The 15,553-nt window shown below is 33.8% G+C and carries 8 protein-coding genes; 7 read left to right on the top strand and 1 reads right to left on the bottom strand.

Going from position 1 to position 15,553, the window contains the following annotated elements; all coding sequences use genetic code 11:
• The first annotated feature begins 23 nt into the window (after window positions 1-23).
• From IWX80_RS00855 to IWX80_RS00845, 3 genes are all read left to right on the top strand, one after another.
• On the top strand, window positions 24-1,316 hold the full coding sequence (locus tag IWX80_RS00855) for a glycosyltransferase family 4 protein (RefSeq protein ID WP_196851775.1): 1,293 nt from the start codon (window positions 24-26) through the stop codon (window positions 1,314-1,316).
• 36 nt (window positions 1,317-1,352) lie between these two features.
• A complete protein-coding gene (locus IWX80_RS00850; RefSeq protein ID WP_196851774.1) occupies window positions 1,353-2,822 on the top strand; it encodes a lipopolysaccharide biosynthesis protein in 1,470 nt (489 codons plus the stop codon).
• A 176-nt stretch (window positions 2,823-2,998) separates the two neighbouring features.
• Window positions 2,999-3,307 (top strand): hypothetical protein, encoded by a 309-nt coding sequence (locus IWX80_RS00845; protein WP_196851773.1) that lies wholly within the window; start codon window positions 2,999-3,001, stop codon window positions 3,305-3,307.
• Window positions 3,308-3,310: 3 nt separating this feature from the next.
• Here IWX80_RS00845 and uvrA read toward each other — a convergent pair whose 3' ends face one another.
• A complete protein-coding gene (gene uvrA, locus IWX80_RS00840; RefSeq protein ID WP_196851772.1) occupies window positions 3,311-6,106 on the bottom strand; it encodes an excinuclease ABC subunit UvrA in 2,796 nt (931 codons plus the stop codon).
• A gap of 187 nt (window positions 6,107-6,293) precedes the next feature.
• On the opposite strand from uvrA, the gene IWX80_RS00835 reads away from it, so the two are divergent.
• The 4 genes from IWX80_RS00835 to IWX80_RS00820 all read left to right on the top strand — a co-directional run bounded on the left by IWX80_RS00835 (window position 6,294) and on the right by IWX80_RS00820 (window position 15,496).
• The gene (locus tag IWX80_RS00835; RefSeq protein ID WP_196851771.1) at window positions 6,294-9,095 is read left to right on the top strand and encodes a triple tyrosine motif-containing protein; all 2,802 of its coding nucleotides are present in this window, start codon (window positions 6,294-6,296) and stop codon (window positions 9,093-9,095) included.
• A gap of 236 nt (window positions 9,096-9,331) precedes the next feature.
• Complete coding sequence (locus IWX80_RS00830; RefSeq protein ID WP_196851770.1) at window positions 9,332-12,391, top strand: SusC/RagA family TonB-linked outer membrane protein; 3,060 nt, start codon at window positions 9,332-9,334, stop codon at window positions 12,389-12,391.
• 11 nt (window positions 12,392-12,402) lie between these two features.
• Window positions 12,403-13,881 carry a RagB/SusD family nutrient uptake outer membrane protein gene (locus IWX80_RS00825; protein ID WP_196851769.1) on the top strand — a complete coding sequence of 493 codons (1,479 nt, stop codon included), beginning with the start codon at window positions 12,403-12,405 and terminating at the stop codon, window positions 13,879-13,881.
• Between the two features lie 19 nt (window positions 13,882-13,900).
• Complete coding sequence (locus IWX80_RS00820) at window positions 13,901-15,496, top strand: PKD domain-containing protein (protein WP_196851768.1); 1,596 nt, start codon at window positions 13,901-13,903, stop codon at window positions 15,494-15,496.
• The last annotated feature ends 57 nt before the right edge of the window (window positions 15,497-15,553 follow it).

Below are 15,553 nucleotides of genomic sequence, written 5' to 3'. Positions count from 1 at the left end.
GTATTAAAAGCAAATCCTTGAACTTGAAACCAAACAAAATTTTAATAATTACCTATTATTGGCCACCGGCTGGCGGGCCAGGTGTGCAGCGTTGGCTTAAGTTTGTTAAATATTTACCAGACTTTGGCGTTCAGCCTATTGTTTATATTCCGGAGAATCCTACATATCCTATTATTGATGAAAATTTGGTTAAAGAAGTTTCGGATAAAGCGATTATTTTGAAACAGAAAATATTTGAACCCTATCAATTGGCTTCTTTTCTTTCGAAAAATAAGACCAAAAAAATCAGTTCAGGAATTATTCCAAATCAGAAAAAGCAATCTTTTCTGGACAAAACCTTTCTTTGGATTCGCGGGAATCTTTTTATTCCGGATGCGCGCGTTTTTTGGGTAAAACCATCGGTTGCTTATTTGGAGAAATATATTTTAGACAATGATATCGATACTATTATAACTTCCGGACCACCGCATAGTCTGCATCTTATTGGATTAGAATTAAAACAAAAATTAGATTTGAAGTGGTTTGCCGATTTCCGTGATCCGTGGACTACTATTGGTTATCATAAATCATTGAGACTATCCAGTTTTGCTGCTAAAAAACACAAAGCATTAGAGCATCAGGTTTTGAATACAGCGGACACAATTATAGTCACCAGTAAAACTACCAAAACTGAATTTCAAGCGATTACCAGTAAACCAATTGCGGTAATAACGAATGGGTACGATACGGAACAGGTCGAAAAACAAACATTAGATACTAAATTTAGTTTAGCACATATTGGTTCTTTTCTTTCCGAAAGAAATCCTTCGATTTTATGGGAAAGTTTAATTGAACTGACAAATGAGATTCCTGATTTCAAATCGCATTTAGAAATAAAACTTATTGGAGCGGTTAGTCAGGAAGTTTTAGAAACCATTTCTCAATTTGGGTTAAAACCGTATTTGAATAATTTGGGTTATATTTCTCATGCAGAAGCCATTGCATACCAAAGAAAGTCGCAGGTCCTATTACTTATCGAAATCAATTCTGAAGATACTAAAAGCATCATTCCAGGGAAACTATTTGAATATATGGTTTCAAACCGACCAATTATTGCCATTGGACCAAAGGATTCTGACTTTGCAGAAATTATTACGAATACCAATACAGGCGTATTTTTTGATTATTCGGAGAAAGTGAAACTTAAAAGTGTAATTTTGGACTTTTATAATCAGTTTTTGGAAGGGAAATTACAATCTAATGGAGTTGGTTTACAAAACTATTCCAGAAGAAATCTAACCAAACAATTGGTTGAATTGCTTAAAAGTTTAAATTAAAAGCGTGGTTTCTTCTTACCTCGCAATGATAAAATAATGGGAATAGTATTAAATCAATCATTAAAGAATACGATAATTACCTATTTGGGTTTTGGAATTGGTGCCATAAATACGTTGTATTTGTACCCTATTTTTTTGGGCGCTACCTATTATGCTTTAACAAATTATATACTTTCTGTTGCCAATGTTATCATGCCTTTATTTGCAATAGGAATGCAAAATACGTTAGTAAAATTTTATTCACAATATGAAACGGATGAAGAGCGATCTCGTTTTTTATCTTTTACCGTTTTGTTTCCGTTACTTTTATCGATTCCTTTAATTTTGATTGGATATATTTTCTTCGATGATATTTTATTCTTTGTTTCAAAGAAAAATCCGGTGGTCAAGGATTTTATTTGGCTGATTCCATTTATCGGATTGTGTATGGCTTATTTCGAAATTTTTTACGCTTGGGCCAGAGTTCACATGCATTCGGTTTTTGGGAATTTTGTCAAAGAAGTAGGATTGAGGTTGTTTTCGTTATTGGCGTTGATTGGTGTTTATTATAAATGGATAACGGTTGTAGATTTTGTTTACATTACGGCTGGTATTTATTTTTTGGCACTGATTATTACAATGGGATATGCTTTCTATATCAAAAGACCAAGTTTTCAATTTGCAATTCCGCATAACGTAAAAGGTTTGATGGAGTATACTTTTTATATTATTTTATCTGGCAGTGTGGCTAATTTGCTTTTGGATGGTGACAAAATAATGCTGAATCAGTATATGGTTATCGAAAATATAGCCTATTATTCAATTGCAACCTTTATTGCTTTGGTAATATCAGTCCCAAGTCGGGCGATGCATCAAATTGTTTATCCTATTACTGCAAAACTGATGCATGATAACAAATTCGAGGAGTTGAATGTTTTGTACAAAAAGACGTCAATAAATTTACAAGTCGTTGGTGGCTTTGTGATGTTGGGCATTTTTGTCAATATCAATCAGTTGTATGAAATTGTTCCTAAAGAATACAGCGGCGGAATTTTAGTTGTGTTTATGATTGGATTATCTAAATATTTTGATTTAATATTAGGGAATAACAATGCTATTATTTTTAATACAAAGTATTATCGGGCAGTACTATTTTTAGGGGTTTTCCTAGTAGTTGTTGCGATTGGTTTTAATGCAATATTTATTCCTCTTTACGGTATTATGGGGTCGGCATTTGCTACTTTATTATCGATAACTTTATACAGTATTGCCAAGTTGCTTTTTGTGGTGAAACGATTGCATTTATATCCATTTACAAAACAAACATTGTATTCTCTGGCAATAACACTGTTGTTGTTTTTGATGTTTTACTTCTGGGAATTTCCTTTTATTCCTATGATTAATATTGCACTGAAATCGGTTTTAATAACCCTTTTGTACGTTTATATTAATTACAAATTGGTTATTTCTGTCGAAATCAATCAAGCTATTGATGTTGTTTTTAGGAAATTAAAAATTAAGTCTTAGTATTTTTCTTTGATTCTTAAAGAAAATAACTCTTTGATTTTCTTTTATTTAGGAAAAGTCTTTTTTATTTAAATATTTGAAATATCACTAAAAGTGGGTATTGTAGAATTTTAATTTTGCTATTATTTTTGTAAAAGTTATTTAAAAGTATAACAACAAAAAATAGACGAATCATAATGAAAAATAGTTCTTCCCCAAAAAATGCAAATGATGCTGATTTAATTAAATTTACATCTATTCTAAATGATAAAACCAATAATGGATTTGTAGTTTTAGAACGAAATGATAAATTGCCTTATGCGGTATTACTAAAAAAGAAAAAGAAGGTAGACCATGTTTTTAATTTTTGCATCTTTTGTGCTACCCTTGGACTTTGGTCAATAGCCTGGATATATATTACACAAGTTTCATCAAAAGCTAAAAAAATACTAATAGCAATTGATGAAGACGGAAATCCATTTGAAGAGAAATGTTATATGGGGTAATATTTATAATTTATCCTTTAAATATTTTCCTGTAACAGATTCCTTTATTTTTACAACCTGTTCCGGAGTTCCTACAGCAAGCAATTTTCCTCCGTTTTCTCCTCCTTCAGGTCCTAAATCAATAATCCAATCCGCGCATTTTATCAAATCAAGGTTGTGTTCGATAACAATAATCGAATGTCCTTTGTCAATTAATGCATCAAAGGAAGCCAGTAGTTTCTTGATGTCATGAAAATGTAATCCGGTTGTAGGTTCGTCAAAAACAAATAAGGCTTTGTCTTTTGTTGATCCTTTAACCAGGAAGGAAGCTAGTTTTATGCGTTGCGCTTCTCCTCCGGAAAGGGTAGAAGAGGATTGTCCTAACTGAACATAACCCAATCCCACATCTTGCAACGGCTGTAGTTTCTGAGTGATTTTAGTTTGTTTGTTCGCAATGAAAAACGCAATGGCATCGTCAATAGTCATCGTAAGAATATCGTGAATGTTTTTACCTTCATAAGCGACTTCCAGTACTTCTTTCTTAAAGCGTTTCCCATTGCAGGTTTCACAAGGTAATTGCACATCGGCCATGAAAACCATTTCTACGTTTATAGATCCTTCTCCTTTGCAGGTTTCACATCTTCCACCATCAACATTAAAAGAGAAATGTTTGGCTTGATAGCCTCTTATTTTTGATAATTTTTCCTTGGCATACAATTCCCGAATATCGTCATACGCTTTAATATAGGTCACAGGATTAGAACGGGAACTTCTTCCTATTGGGTTTTGATCTACGTATTCAATATGTTTAATTTGCGAAAAAGAACCAGTCATTTCAGTAAACTGTCCTGCTTTTTCGCCCACGTTTTCCAGTTTTTTTTGCATGGCCGGAAAAAGGATTTTCTTTACCAATGTACTTTTTCCGCTTCCAGAAACTCCAGTAATTACTGTTAATACATCCAATGGAAAAGTAACATCAATATTTTGAAGATTGTTTTCTCGAGCTCCTTTTATTTCTATAAAATTCTTGAATAATCTTCGTTTTTTAGGAACGGTAATTTCCAAATCTCCGTTCAAATATTTTGCAGTAAGTGAAGTTGATTTTAATATCTCGTCATAGGTTCCTTGAGCGACTAAATTCCCGCCTAAAGTTCCCGCTTCTGGACCAATATCTATAATCATATCAGCAGCTTTCATAATATCTTCATCGTGTTCTACCACGATTACCGTGTTTCCTAAATCTCGTAAGGAAAGCAAAACTTTTATCAAGCGTTCGGTATCTTTTGGGTGTAAACCAATACTTGGCTCATCCAGAATATACATAGAACCAACTAAACTGCTTCCAAGTGAAGTCGCTAAATTGATACGCTGCGATTCTCCTCCCGAAAGCGTTGCTGAATTCCTGTTTAATGTCAGATAATCTAGTCCTACTTCGGTTAGAAATGACAAACGGTTGTTGATTTCCACTAATAAGCGTTTCGCAATTTGTTTTTCATAAACATCTAAATCAATGTTTTTGAAAAAGGTAACCAAATGTTTGATAGGCAAATCAACTAAATCAGAAACTGTTTTTTCATTTATTTTTACGTAGGAAGCTTCAACTCTTAAACGTTTTCCTTTACAGGAATGACATTTAGTTTTGCCTCTATAACGCGAAAGCATGACTCTGTTTTGTATTTTATAATTCTTTTCCTCCAATTCTTTGAAGAAATCATTTAATCCTTGAAAATAGCTATTTCCATTCCAGATTAGCTCTTTTTGATCTTCAGATAATTGGTAATACGGTTTGTGTATCGGGAAATCAAATTTGTACGCCTTGTTGACCAGTTCATCTTTATACCAACTCATGCTTTCGCCTCTCCAAGGAAAAATTGCATTTTCAAAAACGGATAAAGTGGTATTTGGCACCACTAATTCGGCATCAATTCCAATAATATTTCCATAACCTTCACAAACGGGACACGCTCCATACGGATTGTTGAAACTGAATAAATGAACGTTTGGTTCCAGAAATGTAATGCCGTCTAATTTAAAATTATTGGAATAGGAATACTTTTTATCGGAGTTCAATTCCTGTAAATGGCAAATTCCTTTTCCTTCAAAGAAAGCAGTTTGCACCGCATCAGCCAATCGATTATAAAATTCTTCTTCGCCTGATGTATCGTGATTAATGACAATTCTGTCAATGATTAAGAAAATTTCTTTTTTATCTAATGAATCCGGTAAATCGTCCAAACGGACCATTTCATTATTCACTAATATTCGGGCAAATCCTTGTTGTAAAAGTACTTTCAGTTTGTCTTCCAATTTTCGTCCTTCTTCCAAATGAATCGGCGCAAGAAGTAGCCATTTACTGTCTAATTCAAACGTTTTTACATCGGAAACCACATCAGTAACCGTGTTTTTTTTGACTTCACGACCGGAAATAGGGGAATAAGTACGTCCTATTCTGGCAAAAAGCAATTTGACATAATCGTATATTTCTGTTGAGGTTCCTACAGTAGAACGTGCATTTGTAGTATTTACCTTTTGTTCGATTGCAATCGCAGGAGCAATTCCCTTAATGTATTCCACTTTTGGTTTGTCCAATCGTCCAAGAAATTGTCTCGCATAGGACGATAAGCTTTCTACGTAACGACGCTGACCTTCGGCATATAAAGTATCAAAAGCCAAACTCGATTTTCCAGAACCGGAAAGTCCTGTGATAACCACTAATTTATTTCGGGGAATGGCAACATCTACATTTTTTAAGTTATGTACTTGTGCGCCTTTTATGATGATATTTTTCTTTGGATCTAATTTCGAAAGGTCAACTTGCATAAAAATAATAATTTTTACAAAAGTAATCAATTTTCAACAGAGAAAAGGGATTGAACAACTCACAAATAATGTTTAAAAGGCCGTCTGAAATCTCTTTTTCCTTGTTGTATGGTTTTTATGTTTTCTATCCCGTAAATAAATACTAATTTTAGGTTTATTTTTGAAAAAAAATTAACAACAAGACCCTTTGAAAACAAAACTTTACTTCATTCTTTTTTTATTTTCTTTTTGTGCGTTTTCGCAAGAGTTACCGCCAATTGTAAAATATACGTCTACTACTTACGGTGCGGGAAACCAAAACTGGATGATTTCGCAAGATCAAAATCATTATGTTTTTTTTGCAAACAATGAAGGTTTATTAGAGTTTAATGGATCTAATTGGGAGTTATATCCATCGCCAAATGAAACGATTGTTCGTTCCGTGAAAGTAATTGGAAATAAAATTTTCACGGGTTGTTATATGGAATTTGGTTTTTGGACACGAAAAGCAAATGGAAAATTAAAATACACTTCTCTAAGCAAAACTTTAAAAAATAAGATTCTTGATGATGAACAATTTTGGAACATATTAAATTATGATCAATGGGTAATTTTTCAATCCTTGAACAGAATTTATATTTACGATTCTAAAACGGGTGGTTTCAAAATTATTACTCCCAAAAATAATATAACCAAATCATTTCGAACAAAAAACGCGATTTACTTTCAAACAATCAATGAAGGACTTTTTGAAATAGAAAGCGGAAAAGCACGGTTAGTTTCTAATAATCCAATTTTGCAAAGTAATAAAATTGTCAATGTTTTTGCGATTGATGAAGGGCTTTTGATACAAACACAGCAGAATGGATTTTATAAACTCATAGGAAGTTCATTAACTAAATTTTCTACTGATGTTGACTCGGAATTGGCAGCGAGTAGTGTGTATAGCAGTCAATTGCTTTCGGACGGGAGTTTTGCTTTGGGAACCGTTTCTAATGGGATATTTATTTTAAACAATAGCGGAAAAATTAAATATCACATCACTCAAAATAAAGGGTTGAGTAACAATACCGCACTTTCTTTATATGAAGATGCTGATAAAAATCTTTGGGTGGGATTAGACAACGGAATCAATTGCATAAACCTTCAATCTCCAATACAAAATTTTGTTGATGACACAGGAATTTTAGGCACGGTGTACACTTCAAAACTGTACAACGGCAATTTATATGTAGGAACAAATCAAGGCTTATTTTATAAAAGCTACCTGACTAATGATGAATTCAAATTTGTCACAGGAACCAAAGGACAGGTTTGGTCATTGTTTGAACACGATGGAACACTTTTTTGCGGTCACGATTCGGGGACATTTGTAATTGAAAATGCTGTAGCGAGAAATATATTTTCTGCATCAGGAACTTGGAAATTTGAAACGGTACCAAATCAAAAAGGGCTATTGCTTCAAGGGAATTACTACGGAATTTCAGTTTTGGCAAAAACTAATAATCAATGGGCTTTTAGAAATAAAATTGCCGGATTTGATTATTCTGCTAAATATTTTGAAATTACAAACGACTTAAATGTGTTTGTAAGTCATGAATACAAAGGAGTTTACCGACTTGAATTAGACAGTAAATTGTTAAAAACAAAACCTTTTGTAAAATATAAAACACCCACAAAAGGGAAAAATGCCAGTTTAACAAAGTTTAATAATAGTATTTATTATGCAAATAAAGAAGGTATTTTTAAATTGAATGAAAAGACAAAGCAATTCAGTAAAGATGCTTTACTAAGTGCTGTTTTTGAAAAAGATGAATATACTTCTGGAAAATTGATTGTGGATAATTCCAACAAAATATGGTTGTTTTCAAAAAATTATATCCATTATTTTTCATTGAGTAAATTAAGTAATCAGCTGAAGCAAAACGTGATTCCTATTCCCGCATCCTTAACGAATTCTATGTTGGGCTATGAAAATATTACTCAAATTTCTAATTCTAATTATTTGATTGGAACTACTGACGGATATTATATTTTAAATCTTAACGAGTTGAGTTTTAAAAATCATAATGTCTCTATTTCCGCTATTATTACAAATAAGTTGAATGAAAGTTTCGAAAATCGTTCCATTCAGGAAGAAGGAAGTTTTAAGTATGATGAAAATAATATTACTATCAATTATACGGTTCCAGAATTTAATAAATACATCAATGCTGAATTTCAATATTTATTAGAAGGATTTCAAGACGATTGGAGCGAATGGAGTGCGAAATCAACGGTAAATTTCAAAAATCTACCTCCTGGAGACTATAAATTTAAGGTTAGAGCTAAATTTGCTAATTCTACTCTTGAAGATATAGCGGTATATTCTTTTACTGTTGAAAAACCATGTTATTTAACACATATTGCGTTGTTAGTATATTTAATTTTTATGATTATAATGGCTCGATTTATCCATAAGGCATATAAAAGTTACTATCAAAAACAAAAAGAAAAACTGATAGAAGAGAATAATCTGTTATTGGAAATTAAAGAATTGGAGAATGAGCAGGAATTAATGCGCATCAGAAACGAACAACTTTCGCAAGATGTAGATACTAAAAATAGAGAATTAGCTGTTTCGACGATGAGTTTGAATAGTAAAAATGAGTTGCTGGCTTTCATAAAAGACGATTTGAAGAAAACTCCCGATGATGGTAACAGAAGTATTAAATCTGTTATTTCTACAATTAACAAGAACATTACAGAAGGCGATAGTTGGAATGTTTTTAAGGAAGCTTTTGACAATGCCGATAAAGACTTTTTGAAAAAGATGAAAGTGGCTCACCCATCCTTAACGCCAAACGATTTGAGATTATGTGCTTACTTGAGATTGAATCTTTCTTCCAAAGAAGTAGCGCCTTTGTTAAATATTTCAGTACGAAGTGTTGAAATAAAAAGATATCGTTTGCGTAAAAAAATGGAATTGTCGCATGAACAGGGGCTTGTTGAGTACATATTAGCTGTATAGTTTTCTTCAATTTTATCAAAACGAACTATACATTACCACAACATTAACGTTATTGTTGTGGTTTTTTTGTTTTATTGAAAAAGTGGATATCATAATTTCTTCTTAATTTTCAATGCTTTTTTAAGTATTGTAAATTAAACAGTGAATTTTTTGCATTGTATGTTTTTTGTTGAGGTTCTTTTTGATTTATTATTAGTTGTTCCGATTAATTTTATCATTCACAAAAAACATAAATTATGAAGTCAAACTATCTACTAATCCTTTTTCTATTTCTGTCCTCTTTTGGTTTCGCCCAAGGATATGATGTAGGAGGAGTTGTTAAAGAAGCAGGTTCTGGTTTACCGATACCAGGAGTAAATGTTCAAGTTAAAAATTCAACAATTGGAACAGCGACAGATATGGATGGTCGTTTTTCCCTAAAAGGAGTTTCATCTGGCTCAACTCTAGTTTTTTCGTACTTAGGATTCAAAAATTTAGAATATAAAGTAGTTTCTAGCAGCAATACTCTTTCTATTTCACTTCAGGAAGATTCTAAAGTTTTGGATGAAGTTGTAGTAATTGGTTACGGAAGTCAGAAAAAGCGTGAAGTAACAGGAGCGGTTTCTGTTGTGGATAGCAAAACTTTAGAGGCTTTAAAACCAGTAAAAATTGAACAAGCCTTACAGGGAACTGTTTCTGGGGTCAATGTTACAACAACTTCAGGTGCTCCAGGTGCTGCTTTGGATATTCGTATCAGGGGTATTGCAACTAATGGTGAAAATAGACCTACTACTATTATCGACGGATATATAGGTGAACTTGGGTTATTGAATCCAAATGATGTTGAGTCTATCACCGTTTTGAAAGATGCTCAGGCGGCTATTTATGGTACTATTGGTGCTAATGGAATTATTCTTATCACGACAAAATCGGGTAAAAAGAATTCGAAATCAAAAATTAGTTACAATACGTATACAGGTTTTCAGGAAACATCAAGAACATTACCAATGTTGAATGCTACTGAATACGCTTTATTGTTGAATGAAAGTTATGCTAATGGCGGGAATGCAATTCCTTTTCCTAATGTTTCTGGTTTAGGTAAAGGAACAAACTGGCAAAATGAAGTTTTCAGTACCAGTGTACCTATTATCAATCATGACATCTCTTTTTCTGGTGGATCTGATAAAATTACCTATGCGGTCAGTGGTTCTCATTTAGATCAGGAAGGAATTATTGGAGAAAGTAAATCTGGTTTTTTAAGAAATACAGCAAGAGTTTCTGTAGGGGCTGATGTTACCGATAAATTGAAACTGAAAACAAACGTAATCTATACTTATTTTAATAGAAAATCATTAAACGAAGGTGGTTTGGGTTCTATTTTGTTTAATGCTTTGAACACGCCATCGACGCTAACGCCTTATGATGCTAATGGTGATTTTACAAAAGTGCCTACAAATACAGGATTAGGAATAGAAATTATAAATCCATTGGCACAAATTGCCAATACTTATAATGACTACAACTTTAAGAAAGTCAATGGTAATTTTGGATTGGATTACAAGGTTTTCAAAGATTTTACGATTTCGAGTTCTATTGGTTTTAATACGTCAAACAGCGAGTCTAAATCGTTTGCAAAGCAAATTTTGTATTGGATAAATCCTTCGGATAAAGTATTTGATGTATTGAGAAGTTCGGTTTCTCAAAGCACCATCAATGATAATGACTACTCATTTGATTTATTTGGAACTTACACGAAGAAAATTGGAGAAAACCATAATGTTGTGGCTACAGTAGGAAATACTATCTTCAAACAATACGGAAACGGATTATTTGCAACTGGATTTGATGTTCCTTATAATTCATGGGAATTTGCTGATATAGCACTTACCAGAGGAATTTCTGAAACGGTTCCAAACAGTGCTTATAATTATGATGAAAGAAGACTTTCTTATTTTGCAAGAGCTCAATATGATTTCAAAGGGAAATATCTTTTTTCTGCAATGATACGCCGCGATGCATCTACAAAATTTGGACCTGGAAACAAAGTGGGTTATTTCCCATCTTTTACGGCAGGTTGGGTAATTTCAGATGAAGGCTTTTTTGGAGAAGATAAAGTAATCAACTTCATGAAATTAAGAGGAAGTTATGGTACTTTAGGAAATGACCAGATTCCTAATAATGGTTATGTATCTCAATTAAATGGGGAAGCTACCTATGTTTTTGATGATGCCTTAGTAAATGGTTTAGCTACAGGTCAGATTCCAAATACAAATTTGAAATGGGAAGAAGCCAGAAAATTTGACGTTGGTTTAGATCTTAAATTGGCACAAAATAAAGTGTCTATCGTTGCGGATTATTTCATAGATACGCGTGCTGACTTGCTAATTCCATTTATACCGGTTTCAGGAATCAACGGAACTGCAGCTCCAGGTGCAGGTTCTCCAACGGTAAATGCGGGAACAGTTAGAAATTCAGGTTTAGAGTTTGCTATTGATTACAAAAATAAATTTTCGGAGAATTTTTCGATGAGCGTAGGATATAATGTTACTTTCCTTAAAAATGAAGTGTTAGAGGTAAACAACGGAATAGGATATATTGAAGGAGGTTCCTTTGGCGTAGGCCAACAAGCACCTTCAAGAATGGAAGTAGGATTGCCGATAGGTTATTTTTATGGATATAAAACTGATGGAATTTTTCAAAATCAAGCAGAAGTTGATGCACATCCATCTCAATTATCGTTAGGTGCTGATGCGAGTCCAGGTGATCTACGTTTTGTAGATGTAAACGGAGACGGAGTTCTTAATGCGAGTGACAGAACGAACATAGGAGATCCAATTCCTGATGCTACAATGGGATTCAATTTACAAATGAACTACAAAAGCTTTGATTTTGCAGTCTATACTTTTGCTTCTGTAGGAAATGATATGGTACGAAATTATGAAAGAAACCTTACAGATGTCAATCGTCTAAATTATGTTTTGGACCGTTGGACTGGCGAGGGAAGTACTAATTCTACACCAAGAGTAACTACAAGTGCTACGGGAAATTCTACTTTCTCCAGTTATTTTGTTGAAGATGCTTCTTATTTGAGAATCCAAAATATGCAATTGGGATATTCAATAAATTCTAAATACTCTGAGAAAGCAGGAATCACAAAACTACGATTGTATGCAGGTGTAAATAACTTGTACACGTTTACAAAATATAAAGGTTTTGATCCGGGTGCTTCAAATGGAGCTCCAATTGGAGGGGGAATTGACTATGGTTTTTATCCAATCCCAAGAACCTATTTGTTAGGTTTAAACATTAATTTTTAATTCGTATTAAAATGAAAAAGTATCTATTTATTACCCTCATATCCTTAACAATCTTCTCAACGGTAACCATTTCTTGCAGCGATGATTTTGTGGATCGACCTATAGAATATTCGATTGATTCTGAGAATTATTTTAATTCGAAATCAGATTATGACAATGCTTTAATTGCAGCGTATGATTTGTTGCAAACCACATATCTTAATTCACTTTTGGGAGAAATAGCTTCTGACAATACTTTGGCCGGAGGCGAAAGTCAATCAGATACTCCAGGTTTTCAGCAAATTGATGATATGATACATACGCCAGTCAACAGCAATTTAAAAAACTTGTGGGACTGGATGTTCGCTGGAGTTCAAAGAGCCAATTATATTTTGGAATTCAAAGACAAAACTGATTTTGAAGGAAAGAATCAAGTCATTGGTGAAGCTCGTTTTCTTAGGGCTTATTATCATTTTGAATTAGTAAAATGGTTTGGTGGAATCCCATTGAAAGGGGATGCAAGATTCAGTCCTGGTGACGAGAAAATAATTCCGCGTTCATCCGTTTCAGAAGTATACGCTTCTATTGAGGCAGATTTAATCTTTGCTTCCGAAAACTTATCTGCAACAGCAGCACAAAAAGGAAGAGCGACCAAAGGCGCAGCTTTAGCGTTATTAGGAAAGGCTTATTTGTACCAAAATAAATATGCGCAAGCAGCAACAACCTTCGAAAGTTTAATTGGATCATCAACCTATTCATTAGTTTCAGATTACAATACTATTTTTGAAAATGCTGGAGAAAATGGTTCAGAATCGGTTTTTGAAGTACAATACACAGATGTTGAAGGAGCAGGTTTTGGATGTCTCCAATGTAGCGAAGGAAATGTAGCGGTTGGTTTTAGTGGGCCAAGAAATTATTCAGGCGATTTATTTACGTCAGGATTTAGTTTTAATGTTCCAACTCAGAAAGTCGTAAACGCATTTGAAGCAGGAGACAGAAGAGAAGCGGTTGCTATATTAGATATCGAGGCTTGGGCAGCAGCTTCAGGTGCAACTTTTGGAAAAGGATACGAACACACTGGTTTTTTCAACAGAAAATACATTCCAAGAAAAAGAAGTGCCTTAGCGCAAGGTGATTTAAACCTTACAAATCCTAATAATTACAGAGCGATTCGTTATGCAGATGTTCTATTGATGGCAGCTGAGGCTTACAATCGCGGTGGAATAGATGATGCAAAAGCAAGAGGTTATTTGAACCAAGTTAGAAGACGCGCTTTTGGTGATTTGAATCATGATATCTCTTCTTCTGGAGCGGCTTTGACTGACTTTATTTTAGCAGAAAGAAGAGTGGAATTAGTTGGTGAAGGACACCGTTTCTTCGATTTAGTACGAACTGGTAAAGCAGCTCAGGAAATTACTGGATTTACAGCCAACAAAAATGAATTGTTTCCAATTCCTATTGAGGAAATTCAATTTGCAAATGGAAATTGGCCACAAAATCCTGGATACTAAAAACTAATATTATTTAAATATGAAAAACTTAAAATTAATACTAAGTCTTTTTGTTCTAACTATCTTTTTGGGATGTTCAGACGAAAATAATGACGTAGATCTGGATGGTGTAAATGCACCTTCAAATATATCTGCTCTGACTACCATTACACAAGATAACTCAGGAAATGTTACCTTTTTACCTCGTGGCGAAGGAGTTACTCAGTTCGAAATTTATTTTGGTGATTCCACTACAGCGCCTGTTTTTGTAAACCCAGGTGGTACCATTACCCATAAATATAAAGAGGGTAAATTTCAGGCAAAAATTGTAGGAGTAACTATAAATGGGAAAAAAACAGAAACTATTCAAGAGGTAACAGTTTCATTTTTAGCACCAACAAATTTTGAACCGGCTATAACAATAGGAAGCAATCTTTCGATTAATGTAACCGCTAAAGCAGAATTAGAAACTTTCTTTCAAGTTTATTTTGGAGATGTAGCGAATGAAGTTCCTGTAGATTTCATGGAAGGTGAAGTGATTACGCACACGTATTTAAATCCGGGAACGTATCAAGTAAAAGTGGTTGCCTTAAGTGGTGGAGTTGCTACAACGCAAAAAACGCAAAGTGTAACGGTAACTAATTTATTTGCTGCTCCAATTCCAACGATTCCTGCTGCGAACGTGATTTCTATGTTTAGCGATAGTTATACAAATGTTGCTGTTGATACGTGGAGAACATCTTGGTCACAGGCAAATCTGGAAGAAATTGATATTAGTGGTAACAAAGCAAAAAAGTACAGTGCCTTAAATTTTGTAGGTATTGAAGCAACAACAAGTCCAATAAACGCGTCTGCAATGACCTTTTTCCATATTGATATTTGGTCATCAGATTTAACAGAGTTTAAAGTTAAATTAGTCGATTTTGGAGCTAATGGAGCCTTTGGTGGTGGAGATGATAAAGAACATGAAATCACGATTGCAAATCCTGAAAAGGAAAAATGGGTAAGTTTAGATCTTCCATTAAGCGACTTCACTGGACTTACAACGCGTTCTCATATTGCTCAATTAATTTTAGTTGGTGCTCCTTCTGGAAATACTACGGTTTATGTTGATAACGTTTTCTTTTATAATAAAGCCGGTTCTATCACCGCAGCGCCAACTCCAACTGTAGCGGCATCTAAAGTGATTTCTATGTTCAGCGACGCTTATACTAATGTTCCTGTCAACACTTGGAGAACTTCTTGGTCAAGTGCTACATTGACGGATTTGAGTATTAATGGAAATGCGACTAAAAAATACAGTGCATTGGATTTTGTTGGTATCGAAGCGACTTCAACTCCTATAAATGCTACTGCAATGACTCATTTTCATACTGACGTTTGGTCGTCAGATTTCACACAGTTCAAAATAAAATTAGTCGATTTTGGTGCTAATGGAGCTTTTGGCGGAGGTGATGACGTTGAGCATGAAATTACTATTTCATCGCCAGCGAAAGGATCTTGGGTAAGCTTAGATATTCCGTTGAGTTCTTTTACAGGATTAACAACCAGAGCACACATTGCACAGTTAATTTATGTGGGTGCGCCTGCTGGAAATAACACCGTTTATATTGACAATGTTTATTTTCATAATTAATGAAAGATAAGTGTTAGCAACTAATTATGAATTTAAAATGAATTGGTATACAACGAG

This window comes from Flavobacterium sp. CAN_S2, from assembly GCF_015752255.1.
GTDB lineage: Bacteria > Bacteroidota > Bacteroidia > Flavobacteriales > Flavobacteriaceae > Flavobacterium.
The sequence above is the reverse complement of the archived record's forward strand: the minus strand, read 5'-3'. Positions and strand labels throughout refer to the sequence as shown.